The 21,531-nt window shown below is 71.4% G+C and carries 13 protein-coding genes; 8 read left to right on the plus strand and 5 right to left on the minus strand.

What is annotated here, in order from left to right; all coding sequences use genetic code 11:
- Nucleotides 1–217 precede the first annotated feature (217 nt).
- Nucleotides 218–1,117, minus strand: a complete 900-nt coding sequence (locus WMF46_RS28510; RefSeq protein ID WP_012237941.1) for a 1,4-dihydroxy-2-naphthoyl-CoA synthase — start codon at nt 1,115–1,117, stop codon at nt 218–220.
- Between the two features lie 303 nt (nt 1,118–1,420).
- Between WMF46_RS28510 and WMF46_RS28515 the strand changes: the two genes are divergently transcribed.
- The 5 genes from WMF46_RS28515 (at nt 1,421) to WMF46_RS28535 (ending at nt 7,363) form a co-directional block, all read left to right on the plus strand.
- Nucleotides 1,421–2,653 carry a PAS domain-containing protein gene (locus WMF46_RS28515; RefSeq protein ID WP_437980083.1) on the plus strand — a complete coding sequence of 411 codons (1,233 nt, stop codon included), beginning with the start codon at nt 1,421–1,423 and terminating at the stop codon, nt 2,651–2,653.
- A gap of 120 nt (nt 2,654–2,773) precedes the next feature.
- Complete coding sequence (locus WMF46_RS28520) at nt 2,774–3,871, plus strand: fibrinogen-like YCDxxxxGGGW domain-containing protein (RefSeq protein WP_437980084.1); 1,098 nt, start codon at nt 2,774–2,776, stop codon at nt 3,869–3,871.
- Between the two features lie 106 nt (nt 3,872–3,977).
- Entirely contained in the window at nt 3,978–4,499 is a 522-nt protein-coding gene (locus WMF46_RS28525; RefSeq protein ID WP_437980085.1) for a hypothetical protein, read from the plus strand.
- Nucleotides 4,500–4,525: 26 nt separating this feature from the next.
- Complete coding sequence (locus tag WMF46_RS28530; protein WP_437980086.1) at nt 4,526–5,164, plus strand: hypothetical protein; 639 nt, start codon at nt 4,526–4,528, stop codon at nt 5,162–5,164.
- 111 nt (nt 5,165–5,275) lie between these two features.
- Nucleotides 5,276–7,363, plus strand: a complete 2,088-nt coding sequence (locus WMF46_RS28535; RefSeq protein ID WP_437980087.1) for a protein kinase domain-containing protein — start codon at nt 5,276–5,278, stop codon at nt 7,361–7,363.
- A gap of 53 nt (nt 7,364–7,416) precedes the next feature.
- Here WMF46_RS28535 and WMF46_RS28540 read toward each other — a convergent pair whose 3' ends face one another.
- Both WMF46_RS28540 and WMF46_RS28545 read right to left on the minus strand, forming a co-directional pair.
- Entirely contained in the window at nt 7,417–8,331 is a 915-nt protein-coding gene (locus WMF46_RS28540; protein ID WP_437980088.1) for a hypothetical protein, read from the minus strand.
- 202 nt (nt 8,332–8,533) lie between these two features.
- Nucleotides 8,534–12,403, minus strand: coding sequence for a serine/threonine-protein kinase (locus tag WMF46_RS28545; RefSeq protein WP_437980089.1), 3,870 nt, complete (start codon nt 12,401–12,403; stop codon nt 8,534–8,536).
- A 223-nt stretch (nt 12,404–12,626) separates the two neighbouring features.
- On the opposite strand from WMF46_RS28545, the gene WMF46_RS28550 reads away from it, so the two are divergent.
- Complete coding sequence (locus tag WMF46_RS28550; RefSeq protein WP_437980090.1) at nt 12,627–14,180, plus strand: serine/threonine-protein kinase; 1,554 nt, start codon at nt 12,627–12,629, stop codon at nt 14,178–14,180.
- A 45-nt stretch (nt 14,181–14,225) separates the two neighbouring features.
- Here the strand turns inward: WMF46_RS28550 and WMF46_RS28555 are convergent, their stop codons facing one another.
- Entirely contained in the window at nt 14,226–15,293 is a 1,068-nt protein-coding gene (locus tag WMF46_RS28555) for a class I SAM-dependent methyltransferase (RefSeq protein ID WP_437980091.1), read from the minus strand.
- Between the two features lie 188 nt (nt 15,294–15,481).
- Between WMF46_RS28555 and cysS the strand changes: the two genes are divergently transcribed.
- The gene (gene cysS, locus WMF46_RS28560) at nt 15,482–17,020 is read left to right on the plus strand and encodes a cysteine--tRNA ligase (RefSeq protein ID WP_437980092.1); all 1,539 of its coding nucleotides are present in this window, start codon (nt 15,482–15,484) and stop codon (nt 17,018–17,020) included.
- Between the two features lie 891 nt (nt 17,021–17,911).
- Entirely contained in the window at nt 17,912–20,593 is a 2,682-nt protein-coding gene (locus WMF46_RS28565) for a LamG-like jellyroll fold domain-containing protein (RefSeq protein WP_437980093.1), read from the plus strand.
- 106 nt (nt 20,594–20,699) lie between these two features.
- On the opposite strand, the gene WMF46_RS28570 is transcribed toward WMF46_RS28565, so the two are convergent.
- Nucleotides 20,700–21,515 (minus strand): arylamine N-acetyltransferase family protein, encoded by an 816-nt coding sequence (locus WMF46_RS28570; protein WP_437980094.1) that lies wholly within the window; start codon nt 21,513–21,515, stop codon nt 20,700–20,702.
- Nucleotides 21,516–21,531 lie beyond the last annotated feature (16 nt).

Consider the following 21,531-nt stretch of genomic DNA (forward strand, 5'->3'; position numbering starts at 1 on the left):
CAGAAGAAGAGACCCACCCAAACACAGCCAAGAACGCTCTCGACGAGCCGACTTTGCAGCCAAAAGACAAAGCATGATGCGTATCTCCAGGTAAAGTTGAAGCCGCGTGGCCAGCCGGCACACACGGAATCTTACAGCGCCGTCACCATCGATGAAGTCGATGTCGGTGTCAAGCGCGATTGTGCGCTCTGGGCGTGGCGCGGGCGACGCGTGGTCGTCAATAGTGCCAGGGATAACGCGTGAAGTCCGGGCGGCGCTTCTCCAGGAAGGCGTCTCGGCCCTCCTTCGCCTCCTCCGTGCCGTAGGCGAGCCGCGTCGCCTCGCCGGCGAAGAGCTGCTGTCCGACGAGCCCCTCGTCAGGCAGGTTGAAGCCGTACTTGAGCATCCGCATCGCGGTCGGGCTCTTCGAGTTGATGATCGCGCCCCACCGCAGCGCCTCCTCCTCGAGCTCCGCGTGAGGGACGACGGCGTTGACCATCCCCATCGCCGCCGCCTGCTCCGCCGTGTAATCGAGCCCGAGGAAGAAGATCTCCCGCGCCTTCTTCTGCCCCACCTGCCGCGCGAGCAGCGCCGAGCCATACCCGCTGTCGAAGCTCGCGACGTCCGGGTCCGTCTGCTTGAACATCGCGTGCTCGCGGCTCGCCAGCGTCATGTCGCAGACCACGTGGAGGCTGTGGCCGCCGCCCGCCGCCCAGCCGGGCACCACCGCGATGACGACCTTGGGCATGAACCGGATGAGCCGCTGCACCTCCAGGATGTGGAGCCGGCCGAGCCGCGCCGGGTCGGCCTGCCCCGCGCTCTCCCCCTCGTATTTGTACCCGTCCTTCCCGCGGATGCGCTGATCGCCGCCGGAGCAGAACGCCCAGCCGCCGTCCTTCGGAGAAGGCCCGTTGCCGGTGATCAGCACACAGCCCACGTCCGAGGTCGTGCGCGCGTGCTCGAGCGCGGTGTACAGCTCATCGACGGTGCGGGGACGAAACGCGTTGCGGACCTCGGGGCGGTTGAACGCGATGCGGACGGTGCCCTGGTCCACGGCGCGGTGATAGGTGAGATCCTCGAACGAGAACCCATCGACCTCGCGCCAGCGCGCCGGGTTGAAAATCGCAGAGACGGTCATGGTCCACTCCTTTTGGGCGCGGACCGTACTCGCCTCATCGTGGGCTGGCAACCTCGGCGACATGACAGTGGCGACCTCCGAACGCGCGCGTGTTCGCCCGACCCGGGCGTCCCTTCTGGCGCAGCCGGCCCAGCACGCCCGCTAACGAGGCTCCCGATACCCTTGACACATAAGCCGTTCTCGTGGACAAGCAGGCTTCGACGCGCGGTGAGGTCGACGTCGCGCCGCCTGGGGATTGCGCGTGCGCGCTCTGGCCAGGCGGCGCGCGAGGCGCTCGCCGGCGTTCGGACAGGAGAATCGCTGATGGCGGGCGGCCTCGACGGCGGGCGCGCTCTGCCTGCCCGCGAGGGGGACGACATGGGCTTGAGCTATGAACGACTTTTCCAGGTCTCGTCAGGACTCCTCGCCACCGCGGACGCGCGTGGCTACTTCCGTGATCTGAGCTCTTCCTGGGAGCATGCCCTCGGCTGGTCCCTCGACGAGCTCAGGGGAAGGCCCTACATCGAGCTCGTCCACCCCGACGACCGCGAGGCCACGCTCGCCGAGGCCGCCGCGCTCTTCCAGGGTCGCGCGAACGGCCGGTTCGACAACCGTTATGTGTGCAAGGACGGCTCGTACCGCTGGCTCGGCTGGACCGCCCGGGTGGACATGGACGAAGCGCCCTCCGAGCGCCTCATGGTCGCCACGGCGCTCGACCTGACGAGCGACCGGGAGCGGGTGGCGCAGCTCACGCAGGCGACGGAGCTGACCACGGTCTACGAGAAGCTGTTCCGGGTGTCCGTGGGCCTGCTCGTGACCCTGGACGCAGAGGGGTACTTCCGCCACGCCAACCCGGCCTGGGAGCGCACCCTCGGCTGGGCCCCCTCGGAGATGATCTCGAAGCCGTTCATCGAGTTCGTCCACCCCGACGACCGCGAGGCCACGCTCGCCGAGGCCGCCGCGCTCTTCCAGGGCCACACGACCATCAAGTTCGACAACCGGTACGCGTGCAAGGACGGCTCGTACAAGTGGCTCGCGTGGACCGCTCACCTGGACGCGGCGGAGGAGCCGTCGCGCCGCCTCGTCTATGGCACCGCCCACGACGTCACGCCGTACAGGGAGCTGCTCGACAAGCTCGAGCGGACGCTCGCGCGGCTCCGCGACACGATGCAGGCGATGTCGACGCCGCTCATCCCGATCACCGATCGCATCATGGTCATGCCCCTCGTGGGCCAGATGGACTCGGAGCGGATCGATCAGGTGATGTCGGCCGCGCTCGCTGGAGTCCAGTCCACCCAGGCTCAGGCGGTCATCCTCGACGTGACAGGGCTCAGGGAAATCGACACGCGGGTCGCCGCCGGGCTCGTCGACACCGCGAGGGCGCTGCAGCTGCTCGGCGCAAGGACGATCCTGACCGGCATCCGGCCAGCGGTGGCGCAGACGCTCGTCGGGCTCTCGCTCGACCTGGCGGGCCTCCTGACCAAGAGCACGCTCCAGAGCGCCATCGCCTTTGCGCTGCAAAGCGACCAGGGCGCGCCACGGGCCTTCGCCCAATAAAAGCGTCGGAAACGTGCCGGCGCGCAGCGGCGAAGCGGCCGAGCGCGCGGGGCGGATGCGCGCGCCGGGGGGCCTGGTGTATAAGGCCGCGTGGTGTGTGTTCGTGTCCCCGGAGGTCGCATGTCGCTCGGCCAAGGTTCGGTCGCAGGAGCCTGCTGCGCGGCCATCGCGCTGCTCACCGCCGTGTCGGCCTGCTCGACGAGGGTGCGGAGGTTCGGAGACGACGACGCCGGAGGCGGCGGGAGCGCCTCGGCGTCGAGCGCCGGCGGCGGCTCGGCCGGGAGCGCCGGCGAGGGCGGCTCGGCCTCGAGCGCCGGCGGCGGCTCTGCGTCGAGCGGCGGGAGCGGGTGCGAGCCCGGTCGCCAGGAGGCCTGTTACGGTGGCCTGCCCGCCACGTTGAACCGCGGAGCCTGCCGCGCCGGCGTGAAGATCTGCGACGAGGAAGGGAACGGGTTCGGCCCGTGCGCCGGAGAGGTGCTGCCCGCCGCCGAGCGCTGCGACACCGCCGAGGACGAGGACTGCGACGGCGCGAGCAACAAGGGGTGCGCCTACCGCCGGTGCGCCGACGTCCCCCGCGGCCTGCCGAGCGGCGTGTACACCCTCGATCTGGACGGAGCCGGCGGAGATCCCGAGTTCCCCGTGGTGTGCGATCTGGAGACGGACGGAGGAGGGTGGGCGCTCGTCTACAACAGCGTCGGTTCGGCGGAGGGAACGACGCTGTCGTTCTGGGACATCCCGTACGCCGAGCGGCTCGGGACCAAGGGCGAGCCGGCGCTCGAGCGGAACTTCTACAGGGGCTCCCTCTACCTCGTCGGCCGGGAGTACCGCGACGAGATCGCGGATATCAAGGGCACCGTCGCGGAGGTCATGCGGGCGACCGCCGAAGGCATCGACACGACGACCATGAAGCTCCTCCGCCCCCTGCACGTCTCCGGGGACGCCGACGTCTTCTTCTCCCATTTCCTCTCGGGGTGGTCGTCGGGCGATCACGACGGCGACACTGCCCCCGATAATAACTGCGCCATCGCAGCCCTGAACGTCACGCAGCACTACGCGCAGTGCTGGGAATACAACCTCGGCGCGGACGGGGACGCGCCGCTCGACGACGGCGGCTGGGGTCCCCACCTCGGCACGCACATCGCGGATCAGGCCCGGCTCGCGAACGACAATACGCGGTATACCCGGGTGCGGAGAATCTCTCGCTGGACACGGTGGTGAGCCGGGCATCAGGCGTACCTCCGCGCGTACCTCCGCGCGTACCCTCGCGCGTACCTTCCCGGATTTCGTGACAATTTCCGGGAGGCTCGGGTATGCTGCCCCGGCCATGCGCTTCTATGCACTGACTTTTTTGACGCTCTTCGCGAGCCTCTGCCTGGCGAGCTGCTGGAACAACGGCGGCTGCGTGGAGGGCGAGGCGTGCGAGTGCTCCCAGGGTGACGAGTGTTACCTCGGCTGCGACGGTGACGATTGCGACCAGCGCTGCTTCCAGATGAATCGCTGCGGCGCCGTCTGCGAGCACGGGTGCTCGTTCGAGTGCTTCGACGTCGACGAGTGCTCGGCTTCCTGCGGAGACGACTGCGATCTGCGGTGCCATAACACCACGGCGTGCGGGGCCATCTGCGATCGCGACTGCCGGTACGAGTGCCACGACACGAGCCGGTGCGGCGTCAGCGTCGGCTCGGGCAGCGTCGTGACCTGCCGGAACGTGGCGACCTGCGAGGTCGAGTGCCGGGGCTCATGCGAGGTGTTCTGCGACAACGTGGGCGGCGAGTGCCGCGTCACCTGCCCCGGCGGCGAGGCTGCGGTCATGTGCCCGAACGGCTCGCGCTCGTGCGGCGGATGCTGAGGAGACCGAGACCGATGCAGAGAGCGATGACATCGCAGCTTCGCGCGCCGCGCCTCATGGCCGCCGCGCTCTCGTTCGCGGCGCTGACGATCGGGTGGACCGAGGTCGGCGAGGCGCAGATGACGATCAAGCGCCCAGGCGATCGCCCCGACTACAAGGTCGAGCTGGAGCCGCACCTCCTCCTCACGCCGTTCGAGCCGCTCGGCGGCCCCGGCGCCGGGAACGGCCTCGGCGCCGGGATGCGCGTCACCATCGACATCGCGCCCGACGGCTTCATCAAGCGGATCAACGACTCGGTCGGGATCGGCTTTGGCCTTGACGGCATCCACTACGGAGGGGACGGGGACTACCGCGGCGAGTGCACCCGCTTCGAGAACGGGCCCGCGGGCACGCGTGTCTGCACCGAGGTCGACCGGTACGGGGGGCCCTCGGACTACGTGTTCGGCTCGGTCGTGATGCAGTGGAACTTCTGGCTTCACCGGAAGTGGTCGGTCTTCGGCGAGCCGGGGCTGTCGCTGTATCTCGGCGACGTGGGCCGCAACGGGGTCTTCGGGGTCTCACCGGCCCTGTTCGTCGGCGGGCGCTTCCACTTCACGGAGAATGTGACGCTCACGATGCGGCTCGGATACCCCGCGTTCTCGCTGGGAGTCTCGTTCCTCCTGTGAATTTCGCGCGCTCGCGGACGCCCGCGTCGCGCGCCCCCGCGCCCCTCCCGCCCGTAGAGCGCCTCCTCACCGCTTCCCCGCGACGCCGGCCGACCTGATATCCTGCGCCGCATGCCGGAGACGCCGCGATCCGAAGAGACGCTCGGCTCGGCCTTGGTCGAGGACCTCACGGTCCCGAGGCTCGGCGCGCCGGCCGCGCAGCCCATGGAGGAGCTCTCGAGCTCGGCGCTCACCGAGGACATCGAGGCGATCGAGGCGGCGGCGGCCGGGAGCGCGGGCGGCGACCCGCTGATCGGGAGCCTGATCTCGGGGCGCTACCGCGTCCACGAGCTCATCGGGGAGGGCGGGATGGGCGCCGTCTACCGCGGCGAGCAGGTGCACCTCCGCAAGCAGGTCGCGATCAAGCTGCTCCGGCCCCTCGCCCGGCGGATGCCGGAGCTCGTGGTGCGGTTCGAGCGCGAGGCCGTCGCGGGAGCGCACATCCGGCACCCGAACGTCGTCGCCGCCATCGATTTCGGTCAGCTGGACGACGCGTCGTTCTTCCTGATCCTCGAGTACGTCGAGGGCACGCCGCTCAAGGAGGCGATCTCGGGGGGACGGCTCCCGCCGGCGCGGGCGCTCCGCATCGCGCGTCAGATCGCGTCGGCGCTCGCGGCGGCGCACGAGAAGGGCATCGTCCACCGCGACGTGAAGCCCCAGAACGTCCTGCTCGACGCGCACGATCAGGTCAGGCTCATCGATTTCGGGCTCGCGAAGGTGAACGTCGATCTCCTGTCCAGCCAGAGCCGCAAGACGTCGACGCCGAGCCCCGCCCTGACCAGCGCCGGCGAGGTCTTCGGCACGCTCGCGTACCTCGCGCCGGAGGCGCTGCGCGGGATGGACGCGGTGGACGCGCGCGCGGATCTGTACGCGCTCGGGCTCGTGCTCTACGAGATGCTCACCGGACAGCACCCCTTCGACACGAAGAACGTTGTGGAGCGGCTCAAGCAGCAGGGGCCGGGAGGGCCGCCGGCCCTCCGCGCGCGCGCTCCGGATCTCGAGGTGCCGTACGAAGTCCAGCAGGCCGTGATGCGGCTCATGGAGCACGATCCGTCGTTCCGCTTCCAGACGGCGGCCGACGCCATCGCGGCGCTCGATGAGGGGCTCGCGGCGCTCGCTCGTTCTGCGGCGCCGCCGGCGCCGGCAGGGGGCGGGCTCGCCGCGGCTGGGCAGGCCCCGTCGGGCGGGACCATCGCGGCGAGCGGGGGCGCCGTGGCGGGAGCAGGCGCGAGCACCGCGGCGGGTGCGAGCACTGCGCCTGGCGCGAGCACCGCGGCGGGTCAGGCCATGGCGGGGGGCGCCAACGCGGCGGGCGGGGCCGCCGAGCAGGCTGCGAAGGGGGCGCCCAGGGAGCAGGCGCCGTCTGCCTGGCCGGGGCCCCGGGCGACCTTGCTCGCGCGCGCGCACCGCCGGCCCACGGCCTCGGCGCGCTGGGTGCCCCTCGCGGCGGCGCTCTCGGCCCTGGTGGCGCTCGCGATCGGCGTCGCGCTCTGGCTCGTCGTCCGGCGGCCCGCGGCGACCACGGAGGCGCCCGCCATCGCCTCCGTCGAGCCGGCGCCGGCAGCGCCGCCCCCTCCCGCGTCGGCGAGCGCGGCGCCCGAGGACGAGGCCCGCGGCGCCCCGAGCCCGCGCGCGCAGCTCAGCCGGGCGGTGGCGACAAGGAACTGGGTGCTCGGGGCGCGGTCGCTGCTGACCCTCGCCGAAGCCGATCCGGAGCTCGCCCTGAGCCGGGGCCTGCGCGAAGAGGTGCTCTCCACCGTGGCGGGCATCGGGTTCGAGGAGGACAACCCGGCGGCGGACGAGGTCTTCGACCTGCTCACGAACCGGCTCGGCAGCGGCGGGCTGGACGTGCTGCTCGACCTCGTGCGCGCGCGCGGAGGCACCAAGGCGGCCCGGCGCGCCAGCGAGATCCTGGCCCGGCCCGACGTGATGGCGCGCGCGACCCCCGCGCTCCGCGTCCTCTTCGCGTTCCGCAGGGCCAGCTGCGGCGGCAAGCGGGCGCTCTTCGGCCGCGCCGCGGCCGAGGGGGACGAGCGCATGCTCTTCGAGCTCCAGGTGCTGCACGGAGCGCGGTGCAGGCGGACCGATCCGTGCTGCTTCCGCGACGACAAGGCGATCGCCGACGCGATTCAGCAGCTGAAGACGCGCCTCGGGACGTGACCGGCGCGCGCGGCGCGCCTCCTTTCAGCCGGGCGCCGCCGCGGAGGCGCCGCTCAGAGCAGGCCGCAGCCGTTGTAGAGCGGCAGGAGATCGCTGTCGCGCACCTCGCTCCGGATCGTCTCCGAGTAGCTCGGCCCGAGCAGCGGCCCCAGGAGCGGCCCGAGCAGCGGCAGCGTGTGGCACGTCTGGTTGCCGGAGGAGTCCTCCAGGCAGGTCAGGTCGCAGAGCCCCAGGAAGGCGATACCGCACGTCGGCACGTGGCCACAGAGCCGCTCCAGCGAGAGGAGGCTGAGATCGAGCGGGCAGCTCAGCGAGAGCGCCGAGAGCTGCCCGGTGAGATCGGGATCGATGCAGGCATACCCTGCGATGGTCCCGGAGAGGAACGCGTTCCCGTACATCGTGGCGTCGTTGACGACGAACTCCGTGTAGGGCTCCTCGTTCAAGGGGCCATCGAGGGCCGGGTGGTTGCCCTGCAGCAAGATATCGACATGCTCGCCGGTGCCGTTCAGGTGCTGGAAGATGCAGGCCGAGACCCAGCGCTGCTCCGAGGGGGTGAGCGCACGCTCGGTCCATTCCGGCGCGAACCCGAAGGAGCCGTGGAACTCGCGGCCGTCTGGACCGTAGACGACCTGGTCAGAGGACAGCGCGCAGCGCACCGTGTAGTCGAGCACGCTCTTTCCGCCGGAGGTGCCGAGCAGCGCCGTCGGGGCGACGACGTCGTTGGCGCCGGCGAGCGCCCGCTGGCCGAGCGCGCGGAACGCCGTGCGGTTCGCCGGCGCCCAGAAGTCGCTGGGGAGCAGGCCGTTGCATCCGATGGGCACCGCAGTGCGCCGTATTGGCAGCTCCGCCGTCTCGACGGGGTCGGTGTCGGACGGGGCGTCGAGGCCGGTGTCCGACGAGGCGGCGCATCCCGCCGTGAACACACAGGCGCCAAGGAGACCAATGGCGATGAAACGGGTCGATGGCATTCAGCTCTCCTCCGAGGTGGTCGCGCAGCCAGGCACAGGGCCAGGTTCAGACATCGACCAGCAATATCGATCTTTCTTAAATTGGCAGTCTCCCATCTTCGAGGAAGACGCGCAATGCTGAAAATCGGTATACGGTGGTTGTGTGAAAGTACGGACTCGCCCGAGCACGACGCGGAATAAACCCTATCGCGACAGGCTGCCATCAGTCCGGCACGGGTGGATGAGCGTCCGGAGCCCGCGACCGCTCGGCCAACCCGCGCTCCAGCTCGACGAAGCGGGACAGCCACAGGGGGCTCTCGCCGCGGTGCTCCCGCGCGCTCGCGAGCGCCTCCTCCGCCTCACGCACGTGTCCGCGACGGAGCGCCATGCGAGCACGCCAGTAAAGGAACATCAGCGTCTGCTCGGCGATCGACTGGCCTTTCACCAGCCGGATCGCTTCGCCCCACGCGAGAGACGACGAAGGCGCCGGCCGGAGCCCGATCTCCGAGAGCACGAGCTCGAGCAAGCCGTACTCCGTGAGGTCGCCCGGCTCGAGGGCGCAGGATCGCTGGATCCACTCGACGAGCTGGCTGGCCTGCTCGTACTCGTCGAGCGCGAGGTGGATCTGCGCGAGCAGCATCGCCGTCTGGGGCATCGGACGCTCGGAGGCCTGCTCTTCCAGCCACCGGGCGCGCCGCAGGAGCGCGAGCGCCTCGCGCTGCCTGTCGCTCCAGTGGAGCAGCACGGCGACGTTGTACGACGCCATCTTCTCCAGCCACGGATTGCCGATCTCGCGCGCGAGATCGACGGCGCGGCGCAGGTCGCCGACCGCGCCCGGCAGCGACCACCGCCAGGCCCACAGCGCGATGCGGTTGATGTACGCCCCGCAGAGGTGAAACCGATCGCCGGCCGCCGTGACCAGGGCGATCAGATCCTCGGAGGCGCGCTCGGCCTCGTCGCGGCGACCCGCGCTCGCGAGCTGGAACGACAGCATGATCAGGGCAGGGACGCGCGCGTCGTAGTCTCCCGACGCCGCGGCGCGCTCGGCGCACGCGGTGAGCTCCGCGATGGCCTCCTCGGTCCTCCCCCGCCGCCACGAGGTGCGGGCCTCGGCGACCCGGAGGCGCAGCGCGAGCTCGGGAGAGCCCTGCGCGCGCGCGTGCGTGTCGACCAGCGGCCGCGCCTCCTCCACCCGGCGCGCCGAGGCCTCGAACTCGAAGGCCCAGTCGAGCACGGTCGCGTCCTCGAGCAGGAGGCCCGCCCTCGCCTGCGCGTCGCCGAGCGCCTCGGCCAGCGCGAGCGCGTCGCCGAAATCGCTGCGCGCCTCCCGGACGCGGCACATCCGGTACCGGCTCCTGCCGCGGCCCGCGAGCGCGCGCGCGCGCCGGGGCGCGTCGCCCTGCTCGGCGATCTGGAGCGCGGCGTCGTAGCGCCGGTCCGCCTCGACGGCGTCGTGCCGCGCGGACGCGAGATCGCCGAGCGCGAGGTAGGCGTCGGCCGCCTCGGCGCGCTCGCCGCACACGGCCGCGTGGCGCGCGAGCGCGCGGAGGCCCCCGGTCGAGCCGGCCACCACCTGCGCCCGCCAGTACGCGAGGGCGCTCCGGTGGATCGCGGCGCGGTGCGCCGGGTCGAGCATCCCGTAGACCGCCTCCTGGAGGACCGCGTTCTGGAACGCGTGCCGGTCGTCCACGCCGCCGCCGCGGCCCTCCCCGTCGCGCAGCAGGATCCGCCGCTCGACCAGGGCCGCGAGCCCGAAGCCCGCGTCGACCATCGCTCCGGCGCCGCCCGCGCGCTCCAGGCCGTCCAGCACCGCCTCGAGCTCGGCGCGATCGAACGACACGCCGAGCGCCGAGCAGACCCGGGCGCACGTCGCGAGCTCCGGCGGCAGATCGTCGAGCCTCTGCGCCGCGAGCCATTGCCACGCCGGCGCGGGCGGCAGCGCCTCGACCTCCGCGGTCGCCACGTACGAGCCGCCGCCGGCGCGCCGGCGCACGACGCCCGCCCGCTTGAGCGACCGGACGAGCTGCCGCAGGCAATCCGGGTTGCCGCCCGCCCAGTCGGCCAGCCGGCGGAGGATCTCCGCAGGCGGGTACTCGGCCGGCAAGAGCAGGCGGGAGGCGAGATCCATCGCCGCCTCCTCGGCGAGGGGCGCGAGCGTCACGCGGGTGTGGCGCTGGTTGCGCTGGCCCCAGCTGGGACGGGCCTGCTCGAAGCGAGGGCGCGCGGTCACGACCACCCAGAGGGGGGTGCCCTCGCCGTCGAGCGTTGCGTACTCGAGCGCGTCGAGCAGCACGTCGTCCGCCTGGTCGGCGTCGTCGAGGATCACGGCGAGCGGGCCGCGGCGCGCCCCGCGGCGGAGCGCCTCGGCGAGCGCCAGCATCAGGCCGTTGCGGGCCTCCCCGGACAGGCGCCCCCCGCGGGGCCCGGCCCAGCCGAGCGCCGCGGCGACGGCCTCCCACGTCGCGCCGCCGAGCGTCTCGCCGAGCCGCTCCACGCAGAACCGCCGCGGGTCTCCGGGGCTCTCCCTCGGCGCGTCGAGCGCGACGCAGAGGAGCGCGCGCACGGCCTGCGCGGCGCCGCCGTGGATGGGGTGGAGCGCGCGCGCGGCCACAACGCGCACGTCCGGGACCGGCAGGCCGGCGATGCTGGCCGCCTCGGCCGCGAGGCGCGTCTTGCCCAGACCGGCGTCGCCGATGAGCGTGAACAGGCCGGGGCACGTCCCGTCGAAGGCGTCGGTCGCGCTGGCCGCGAGCGCCGAGAGCACGTCGTCGCGGCCGAGCAGCGCAGGCTCGCGCAGGCTCTCCGGGTCGCCCGGCGGCGTGGGGGCGAGCTCGTCGTCGGGCAGCGCGCGCTCGAACTCCTCGGTCATCGCGAGCCCGCCCCAGGGCTCGGCCGGCAACCACGCCTCGGGGCGCTCGACCGGCGCCCCGTAGGCGGCGTGCAGCCCGCCGGCGATCCTGCGCAGGCGCACGCTGGCGAGGTGCAGCGCCACGCGCACGCCGCCGCTCAGCGCGAGATCGCGCGCCGCGGCCAGCGCTGCGCGGGCCGGATCGTCGACGTCCCGCGCGGAGAACACGGCGAGGCAACGCTGCCCCCGCTGCCGCGCGACGAACCCCCGGCGGCCGCCGATCGCCGCGATCACCGGCCCGGCGCCGCCCTCCGCGAAGAGCAGCGCGACCGGCTGCCGCCCCTCGGCGACGGCCGCCGCGGCGCCGTCGTCCTGCCGCTGCGATCGCGGCGCGGACGGAGGCGGGATCGAGTCGGCGCGAGGCCGCGCGCGCAGGGCGTGCAGGGTGAGCCGGAGCGCGGCGGCGCTGTCCGGGCGGCGGCTCGGGTCCTTGGCGAGGCAGGCGAGCGTCAGCGCCTCCAGCCCCTCGGGGACGTCCACGAAATCGCTCGGGCGCGGCGGGCGCAGCGCCAGGTGGCCGTGCTCGACGGCCGTCTCGCCGCCGACGAACGGCGGGCGCAGGGTGATCAGCTCGAACAGGATCACGCCGAACGCATAGATGTCCGCGCGCCCGTCGATCCGCGCGGCGTCGCCCCGGAGCTGCTCCGGAGCCATGTACTCCGGCGTCCCCACGATGTCGCCGGCGCGCGTCACGCCGGCGGACAACGCCTGCGGCTCGCCGCCTTCGGCGAGCCGCGCCAGACCGAAATCGAGCAGCACCGAGCGCCCGCTCGAGCCGAGGAGGAAGAGGTTCTCCGGCTTGAGATCGCGATGGATGACGCCGCGCGCGTGCGCCGCCTCGATCACGGCGAGGATCGCGTCCGCGCGCCCGGCGGCGAGCTCCGGATCGAGCGGCGCGCGCAGCGCCGCCAGCTCCTCGGCGAGGGTCTGGCCGAAGAGCCTCTCCATCACGAGATAGGGCCGCCCCCCGGGGAGCTCGCCGCAGGCGACGAGCCGCGGAGCGTGCGGCACGCCGACGCGCTCGAGCAGCGCGGCCTCCCGCCGGAACCGCTCGCGCAGGTTCCACGCCGCGTGCCTCCCCACCTTGATGGCGACCGGCGATCCATCGCAATCCTGCTGCGCGGCCCAGACGTCGGAGAAGCCGCCGTGACCGAGAGGACCGAGCAGCGAGAAGCCCTCGATCATGGGCGCCGCGCGCTCCGCGGTGTCACGCTCACCGGGCGGCGGGATAAAGCCATCTCTGACACACGGAGCGCCAGCGGCGAGCCGCCCGTGACATACGGAGCAACGGTGCATGATTCGGGTTGCTTGCCGGCAGCCGGGATCGCATTCGATACCGGCCTACGCGTACTGTACTGCGCGGGCTCAGCAGTTGTCATCGAGGAAGTAAGCGGCTGTCGCATATCCCATGAAGAACCCTGGCCAGAACGAGGAGCCGTTCCCCGCCGCGCCGCCCGCCGACGCCCCCGCGACGGGCGAGCCGCCGATCGTCACGTCACGGACATGGAAACAACACACGCCCGACACACGCGATCGCGAGGGCGCAGATCCTGGCGCTCCGCGCGCCGCGGCGCTGCGGGCAGGCGACTACCTCCTCGACGGCGTCATCGCCGAGGGTGGGTTCGGCGTCGTCCACCGCGCGGTGCACGCGACGAGCAGGGCGCCGGCGGCGGTCAAGATCATGCACGCCGACCTGATCTCGCGCGCTGACGTGGTGCTCCGCTTCCAGCGCGAGGTGGACGCGATCGGGCGGATCCGGCACCCGAGCGTCGTGGAGATCCTCGATGTCGGGCGGCTCGACGACGGGCGGCCCTACTATGTGATGGAGCTCCTTCAGGGCAAGAGCCTCGAGCAGCACCTGTTCGCGCGCGGCCGGCTCCCGGCGGACGAGGCGCTCGCGATCCTCGATCCGCTCTGCAGCGCGCTCGCCGCGGTCCACGCGCTCGGGATCATCCACCGCGACGTGAAGCCCTCGAACGTGATCCTGTGCGAGCGCGGCGGGGAGCTCAGGGTGGTGCTGCTCGACTTCGGCATCGCGAAGCTGCTCGGCGCGACGGATCTCTCGCTCACGTCGTCACGGCACATCGTGGGGACCCCGGCGTTCATGTCGCCCGAGCAGCTCCTCAACCGGCCTGTCGACATGCGGACCGACGTCTACGCGCTCGGCGCGCTGCTCTACACGATGATCGCGGGATCGATGCCGTTCCTGGCGACCACGTACCCGGTGCTGCGCCACCTGCACCTGCACCAGGCGCCGCCCCGCCCGAGCCTGCACGCGCCGGTCGACCCGGCGTTCGACGATATCGTCGTGCGGGCCATGAGCAAGGATCCCGCCGGCCGCCACCCGGACGTCGCGGCGTTCCTGGGCGACGTGCGGGCCGCGACGGCGCGGATCGCGCGGACCGGCGCGGTGGAGGCGGGGCACATCCGGCGCCTCGCCATCGGGCTGCTCGTCGAGGTCCTCGCCGAGAGCCGCGCGCTCGAGGCCCCCACCGACGCCTTCCTGGCCGAGTTCGAGGCCGTGGCCCCGGACGCCGTGGCCGCGCTCGCGCCCTCGGGGTTCTCGCCGCTCGCGCTCACGAGCACCAGCGTGCTGCTCGCGGCGCCCTTTCGGCGCGGCGAGCCCGGCACCGAAGAGGCGCGCCACCGCGCGATCGCGGCCGCCGTCGCGCTGCACACGCGGCTCGCCGGGCCGGGCCAGCGCGATCTCAGGATCAACGTCCGCTTCTGCCTCCACGCCGGCGACGTGGTGCTCACCGAGGACGGCGCCCTGGTGGGCGGGAACCTCCTCGAGCTCTCCTCGTGCCTCCCGGAGACGGCGGAGCCTGGCGTGTACGCGTCACCGGCGATGCTCGATGGCGTCGCCTTCTTGTCCCACCGGGTCTCGGGGGCCGCCGGCGCCACGATCCCGATGCGCCGCGTGTTCGTGCGGCCGCCGGGCCGCGCCGCGGCGCCCGCGTAGCGCCCCGGCGCTCGCGATCGCCGCGAGCGCCGGGCGCAGGATGGGTCAGCGGGCGGGCTTGACGAACTTGAGGGTCATGCGGTCGCTCTCGCCGATCGCCGCGTAGCGCGCGCGGTCCTTGTCGCCGAGCCGGAAGTTCGGCGGCAAGGTCCAGACCCCTTCCGGGTAGTCTTTCGTGTCCTTCGGATTCGCGTTGACCTCGGACTTGCCGCCGAGCTTGAAGCCCGCCGACTCGACCTTCTGGATCACCCACGCTTCCGGGAGGTATCCCTGCTTCGCGCTCTCATCGGGGTTGGCGTCGGGCTTCGCCCGGTGCGCCACGATACCGAAGACGCCGCCCGGCTTGAGCGCCTTGAACGCCTCGGCGACGTAGGCGTCGAACTTGCCGTTCCGGTGCCAGCCGTGCGCCTCGCGAATGGCGATGACGAGATCGGCCTTGCCCTCGATCCCGAGCTTCGGGTTGTCGCGATCGATCACGACGACATCGACCTTGCCGAACAGCTCGGGCGACTTCTCGATCAGGCGCTTCACGCGCTTGCCGTAAAGCGTGTTGCGCGAGTCCGCGGGGCCGTTCGGATCGAACGACGTGATGATGAGCTTACCCTTCTTCGCGAGCACCGGCGCGAGCAGCTCGGTGTACCAGCCCTCGCCGGCCCCGAGCTCGATGACCGTGCTCGTCTGCTTGAGGCCGAAGAACTCGAGGTTCTCGACCGGGTGCCTGGCGGCGTCGCGCTCGGCGTTGCCTGGGGCGCGGTGCTTCCCCTTGAGCGCCGCCCGCAGCGCGGCGCCCGCGCTCGGGGTATTGGCCGCGATGAGCGCCTTGATCTCGGCCTTGAGCGCGTCGTCGAACCGCGCCGCCTCCGTGTCGGCCTTGGCCTCCATGGCCTTCGTGTCCTCGGCGAGCTTGGCGAGCTCCGCCTGCTTCTTCTCGGCTTCCGGGTCCGCCTTGGGCGTCGCCGCCTCGGGCTGCGCAGCCGGCGCGGCGGCCGGCGGCGTCTGCGCGGGCGCCGGCGGCGGGGGCGGCGGGGCGCTCTCGACGGGCGGCGGGCTCCCCGCGCAGGCGGAGAGCGCGCCAGCGAGGACGAACAGCAAGGTCCTTGAAGTGATGTGCATGCGCTGCTGCGTAGACCGGAGGGAGGACGGCTGCAAGACGTGGCGAGACGATGCGAAACGATGCGAAACGACGCGAGACACCGCGAAACCACAGGGAAAACAGGCGAGGTTCCGCGTTGACCGGGCGGCGGGGCCAGGGTAGCGTACGCGGTCCCGGGGGGGTGCTCGCACACTCACGCAGGTGGCCGATGCCGCTCAAGGTTCATAACACGCTCACGAGGAAGAAGGAGCCTTTCGTCTCCGCCAGGCCGAAGGTCGTGCGCATCTACACGTGCGGTCTCACGGTCTACGCCCCGATGCACATCGGCCATGCGCGCACCTACTGCTTCTGGGACGTCTTCCGCCGCTACCTCGAGTACCGCGGCTATCATGTGCTGAGCATCATCAACTACACGGACATCGACGATCGCATCATGCAGCGCGCGAGCGAGCGCGAGGGCGCCGTCGACGTCGCCGAGCGGAACATCGCGGCGTTCCGGCGCGACTGCCGCAAGCTCCACATCAAGGACTACGCCGTCTATACGCGCGCCACCGACTTCGTCGACGAGCAGGTCGACATGGCGAAGCGCCTGATCGAGAAGGGCCACGCCTACACGGTGAACGGCGAGGTCTTCTACGAGGTCGGCACGTGGGCGTCCTACGGTGAGCTCTCGGGGCGCAAGGTCGACGAGCAGGAGGTCGGGGCGAGCGGCCGCGTCGAGGAGGACTTCGCTCGGAAGAGGCACCCGGCGGACTTCAGCCTCTGGAAGCCGACAGGCGCGGGCCAGCCGAGCTGGCGCACCGGCGAGGAGGGGTGGCCGACCGGGCGCCCCGGCTGGCACATCGAGTGCTCGGCGATGAGCACGGCGCTCCTGGGCGACCATTTCGACGTCCACGGGGGCGGCATCGACAACATGTTCCCTCACCACGAGAACGAGATCGCGCAGAGCGAGCCGCTCTGCGGGCGGCCCTGGGTGCGCTACTGGCTGCACCCGGAGCACCTCGATCTCAAGGACATGAAGATGTCGAAGAGCCTCGGGAACGTCATCTCCATCGAGGAGCTCCTGTCGAGGCACGGGCACGACGAGGCGCGGTGGTTCTTCGTGACGCAGCATTACCGTTGCAAGCTCCCGTTCGGCTGGGAGCTGCTGCAGCAATCCGCTCAGGGCTATGCGCGCATCAAGAAGCTCGCGACGGTCCTCGCCGAGAAGCTGAGCGGCGCGACGGAGGCTCCCCTCGCCCCGGGCGCGTACGCATCGCAGCGACCCGAGGAAGAGCGATTCCCGAGGATGCGCCACCACTACGTTCACGGCCAGTTCGGTGAGCTCACCGAGCGGTTCATCGCGCGCTTCATCGAGGCGATGGACGACGATCTGAACACGCCGAACGCCGTGGCTGCATTTTTCGATTACGTGAGCGCGCTCTATTCGGCGGGGATCGAGCAGTGTGAGGATCGCCCCTCGATGCTCGCGGTCTACCGGGCCATCGTGCGTCACCTCGCGGTGTTCGGGGTGGAGATCGCCGAGCCGGCGCTCTATCCGGAGCTCATCCCGGACTACGCGCTCGCCCCTGCCGAGGGCGCGGCTGGGCGCGGGGGTGACGCCGCGATCGACCGGCTGATCGCGATGCGCCAGGAGGCCCGGAAGGCGAAGGACTTCGCCAAGGCGGACGCCATCCGCAACCTGCTGACCGAGGCAGGTGTCGTGCTCGAAGACACCCCCCGCGGTCCCCGCTGGTCTTCCTCCTGAGGAGCTCTCCCGCTTCGGATACGGGCCCATCTCGACGTTTTCGGTGCTCGGCGTACCAGAGTACGCCTCCGCGCCGAAAACGCCGATCTGGGCCCGTCTCCTGTGCGGGAGAGCTCCGCTAACGGGTGTATCAGAGGTCGGAGAAAGAGCGGAGAGGATCGCGCGGCGGAAACCTGCCGGGAGCGGCGCGGCGGAGGGCGTGGGCTGGAGACGGCTGCGGCCCGGGATTCGGACACGGGAGCTGCGGCGGCGCCAAAGGGCGGCGCGCTCCAGCCGTCACAACACGGGATGTCCGCGGCCCGCCTCCTTATAGGTCACGGTCCGCCTCCTTATAGATAGGTCACGGTCCGCCTCATAGGCCGCGGCCACCTCCTTATAGAGAGATGTCGGCATAGCGCGACGGCGGCGCGGCGCGATGCATTGGGGCGGCTGCGCGAGGCGTGGAGGAGGCGGCGCGGCGCGGCATATAGAAGCGGCGCAATGGATGACCGCGAGAGGGCGGAGCTGCGTCGGGACGAAGTGCGACGGGCGTGCGGCAGCGAGAAGGAACCTTGTTGTCCCCCTTTGCCGCGCGCCGCCGCGCACCATTCGGACGCGTCGGAAGCGTGCTAGTTTGATCTCGAGCACCCGCCTGGGGTCGCAAAATGGGTGTGCCAGATGTGCCAGTGTCGGAGTCCGCCGACACGCCCAGGCTCGCTGGGTTCGACGCAACAAGGCGAAAATCACGATCTGGGGCCGGGCATATCAATTGCCAATCGGGTGCTTCGCACCAGCGCCCAAACCCGGACAGCCCGGTCGGGTCAGACAGACGCCTGTTCGCGTCGCCGGCCGCAGCTCGAGCTGCGGCCGGACGGCGCTCGTGCAGTCAACTCTTACCCAACGAGAACGCAGATGCGGAACCTCTCCTTCGGCTTCGCCCATCCTCTCTCAATCAAAACCAGCTCGGCCGCGATCCTCGCCCTGCTCGCCTCGGGCGCCGCGTGCGGAAGCTATGACGTCGATGAAGGTTCACTCAACGATGCAGAACTAGCGCTCGAAGCGGTGGCCAGCGGGTCGAGCGCCGTCAGCGGCACCGTCTCCGGCGTCGGCACCGGCGTCGGCGCGACGGGGACCGGCGGCTTCGGCAGCAGCGCGGTCGCCACCTCCACCACCGGCGTCGGCGGCGGCAGCGGCACCGGCGGCTTCGGCAGCAGCGTGGTCGCCAGCTCCACCGGCGTCGGCGGCTCCACCAGCAGCTCGGTCACCGGCGTCGGCGGCGGCGCCGGCGTCGGCGGCGGCGACCCTGCCACCACCGGCGTCGGCGGCTCCACCAGCAGCTCGGTCACCGGCGTCGGCGGCGGCGTCGGCGTCGGCGGCGGCGACCCCGGCGATCCGCCCCCGGGGGGGCCGCCGGCCGTCGGCTTCTGGCAGCTCGACGACTGCAACGCCGCGACAACGGCGCTGTTCGACTCGTCGGGCAACGGCAACACGGCCACCCGCTCGGCCAACGCGGCGTGCGCTCAGGGTATCAGCGGCCTCGGCGTCGCCTTCAACAAGGACAACGACAAGATCCTTGTCGACGACGACGCCAGCTTCACGTTCGGACAGAACCTCGCCGTCGCCGCGTGGGTCAAGCCGACCGCGGTGTCAGGGTCGACGCCGCGGACCATCGTGCAGGAGAAGGGCGGCGGAGAGACGAGCTTCTCGCTCGACATCCGGAACAGCCAGGCGCGGTTCACCGTGACCTTGACCAACGGGCGGACGGTCACCTCCCGCGCCCCCATCCAGGCCAACGTGTGGACCCACGTCGCGGGGATCTACGACGGCACATTCGTGCGGCTCTTCCTGAACGGCCAGCAGGTCGGCCAGATCAGCGCGGCAGGCACGCTCCACGACATCGACGCGCCCATCCGCATCGGCAACAACGTGCAGAAGGAGCGCTTCACCGGCGTGCTCGACGAGGTCTGGCTCTCCGCCTCACCGACGACCGCCTTCGAGATCGCCCAGCTCTCCTGCCTCAGGCGCCCCACGACGGCCGTCGTCACGCCGGAGAGCAGCGGCCTGGTCGCCCCGAACACCCCGGTGGCGTACCAGATCGCCGTCACCAACAACGATGTCGGCTCGTGCCCGGGCCGCGACTACTTCCTCGACATCTTCAGCCCCTCGGGGGGCATCGACGTCTCCGCCGATCCCTCGTTCTTCCCCGGCGTCCTGCCCGGGAGCACGGCGACGTTCCCCGTCACCGTCACCGGCACCGAGGACGCGGATCCCGGCGCCCACGTGATCCCCTTCTCCGTGATCGACTTCAACTCGCCCGAGTTCATCGTCGCCTCCGGGGCGCTCGACTTCGAGCTGGCCGAGCCGACGGGGTGCTTCGTCCGGACGAGCCGGGAGATCTTCGTGAAGGACCTCAGCGTGGTCGAGGATCCCGTCCGCACGACGTTCAATGGACCGCCGGGCGATCCCCGCACGGGCGCATGGACGTTCGCGCGCCTGATGGAGGACATGGCGCCCACGCCCGCCGACGCGCCGGCGATGGTCGAGGAGCTCTTCAGCACCTGGCTGACCGATCAGACCGTGAACGGCTTCACCGTGCCGGCGCGCACGGCGATTCAGCAGGTCGTGCTCGACGAGTGGCCGAGGAGCCCTGACGGGTCGCTCGACCTGCAGCAGGCGCCGCTCTTGCTGCTCGGCATCGTCAACAGGATCGACGTGCGCAACCTCGCCGAAGGCAACGCGGGCGAAGGGAGGTTCGTGTTCGGCGTCGTCAGCCAGGGCTTCCCGCAGCAGTTCACCGTGATCCTGGAGTACAAGCTCCCCGCGTCGACCGAGGCCGACGTGCTCGACTGGGCGAACGACTGGCACGCCCTCGGCAGCATGCCCTTCCCCTCCGAGGCGTACAACGCGGCGCTCCAGGACATCACCACGCGGTTCGCAGGCCGGAACGCCGCGCCCGGCAAGCCGAACGGGAGCTCGCTCGGGCAGCTCCGCACGAACGAGATCGCGCTCGCGGGGCCGTGGGAGCTGCGCGAGTTCGTCCTCTCGCCCGACACGGGCTTCCTGCGGCCGGAGACCGTCAAGCTGACGCCGGATCTCGGCTTCGACGGATCGCCCACGCTCGCCGACTTCGTGAACCAGAACGAGGCGTCGATCATCGCGGAGCAGCACACGGTGCCCGACACGTTCCAGGGGAGCCCGTTCCTCGGCGGCTCGTCGTTCAACAACCTCACGGCCTGGACCGCTCCTGGCATCCTCAACAACGAGGCGCGGCACAAGTTCTCGCTCAACACCTGCAATGGGTGCCACGGCGCGCAGGAGACCGGGACGGGGTTCCTGCACGTGAACCCGAGATCGCCCGGGAACGAGGCGTCGCTGTCGGGTTTCATGACGGGGATCACCGTCAGTGACCCGGTGAGCGGTGAGCCGCGCACCTTGAACGATCTGAGGCGCCGGAACCAGGATCTGACGGCGCTGGTCTGCGAGCCTGCCCCGACCTTCGCGGCGCTCAGGGCCGCGCCGAGCGGCGGTGCGGCGGCCGGCGCGGCCGCGAGCCGATCGGCGTTCATCCGCCGCGGCATCGGGCGCGTCCACTGATCCGGTAGCGCCCCGGCGGCGAGATGCGGCGGGCGCGGCGGGCGCGGCTGGCGAGCCGCGCCCGCCCGGCCTCCCGAGCAGGTCCCGAGGAGGACGCGCCGTCCCTTCAGCTATCGAGGCCCGCGCAGGAGAGCCGCGTCCCGGCCGGGAGCTCCAGCCCGAATCGCTCTCTCAGGACGTCGAGGAGCGCGTCGTCGCGCACCGAGACGCGCTCGACGCCGTCCACCCGCCACAACCCCAGCTCGCGGTTGCGCAGCGTCACCCGGCCTTCCGGCGACGGGAGCGCCACGATGAGGTTGTTCACGAACAGCGAGCTCGGGTGCGTGGACGTGTAATGGTTCGCCACCTCGTAGTCGATCGGGAGGTGCTCCTCGAGCGTGAACGCATAGATGTCCTGCCACGCCTCTCCCGCCCTGGAGGCGAGCACCCATGACGAGCCCTCCCGGCGCAGGCCGATCACGTCGAGCGCCCGCGCATGCCCCTCGCCCTCGACGAGCGGGAGCGGCTGCAAGAGCCCCGGACCGCCGAAGCCGACGTCCGCGATGAAAGGCCCCTCGGGCAGCTCGACAAGCGACAGCATGTGAGATCGAGGGCCCGTGTCGCTGCGCTGGAACCGCACCCGCGCGATGAGCGTCGTGAGCTTGAACCCGAGCCGGCGCAGCACCGCGGAGAACATCGTGTTGTGCTCGAAGCAATAGCCGCCGCGGCGCGCCATGACGAGCTTCGCCTGGACGCTGGCCAGGTCGAGGCGGATCGGTCGGCCGAGCAGGACGTCGAGGTTCTCGAAAGGGATGGAGTAGACGTGCGCCGCGTGAAGCGCGTCGAGGACCTCCCGCGTGGCGGCGAGCGCGCCGCGGTAGCCGATGCGGGCGAGATAAGCGTCGAGGTCGAGCGATGCGCTGTCCTGTGTGGAAGGTTGCATTGGATCGGTGCGGCGA

It is taken from the genome of Sorangium sp. So ce117 (genome assembly GCF_051524395.1).
Taxonomy (GTDB): Bacteria; Myxococcota_A; Polyangia; order Polyangiales; family Polyangiaceae; genus Sorangium; species Sorangium cellulosum_B.

Coding starts and splice junctions, on each gene's coding strand:
- WMF46_RS28565 (WP_437980093.1), top strand. CDS start 17,912: ATGCGGAACCTCTCCTTCGGCTTCGCCCATCCTCTCTCAATCAAAACC.
- WMF46_RS28510 (WP_012237941.1), bottom strand. CDS start 1,117: ATGACCGTCTCTGCGATTTTCAACCCGGCGCGCTGGCGCGAGGTCGAT.
- WMF46_RS28540 (WP_437980088.1), bottom strand. CDS start 8,331: ATGCCATCGACCCGTTTCATCGCCATTGGTCTCCTTGGCGCCTGTGTG.
- WMF46_RS28530 (WP_437980086.1), top strand. CDS start 4,526: ATGACATCGCAGCTTCGCGCGCCGCGCCTCATGGCCGCCGCGCTCTCG.
- WMF46_RS28545 (WP_437980089.1), bottom strand. CDS start 12,403: ATGATCGAGGGCTTCTCGCTGCTCGGTCCTCTCGGTCACGGCGGCTTC.
- WMF46_RS28535 (WP_437980087.1), top strand. CDS start 5,276: ATGCCGGAGACGCCGCGATCCGAAGAGACGCTCGGCTCGGCCTTGGTC.
- WMF46_RS28520 (WP_437980084.1), top strand. CDS start 2,774: ATGTCGCTCGGCCAAGGTTCGGTCGCAGGAGCCTGCTGCGCGGCCATC.
- WMF46_RS28550 (WP_437980090.1), top strand. CDS start 12,627: ATGAAGAACCCTGGCCAGAACGAGGAGCCGTTCCCCGCCGCGCCGCCC.
- WMF46_RS28515 (WP_437980083.1), top strand. CDS start 1,421: ATGGCGGGCGGCCTCGACGGCGGGCGCGCTCTGCCTGCCCGCGAGGGG.
- WMF46_RS28555 (WP_437980091.1), bottom strand. CDS start 15,293: ATGCACATCACTTCAAGGACCTTGCTGTTCGTCCTCGCTGGCGCGCTC.
- cysS (WP_437980092.1), top strand. CDS start 15,482: ATGCCGCTCAAGGTTCATAACACGCTCACGAGGAAGAAGGAGCCTTTC.
- WMF46_RS28570 (WP_437980094.1), bottom strand. CDS start 21,515: ATGCAACCTTCCACACAGGACAGCGCATCGCTCGACCTCGACGCTTAT.
- WMF46_RS28525 (WP_437980085.1), top strand. CDS start 3,978: ATGCGCTTCTATGCACTGACTTTTTTGACGCTCTTCGCGAGCCTCTGC.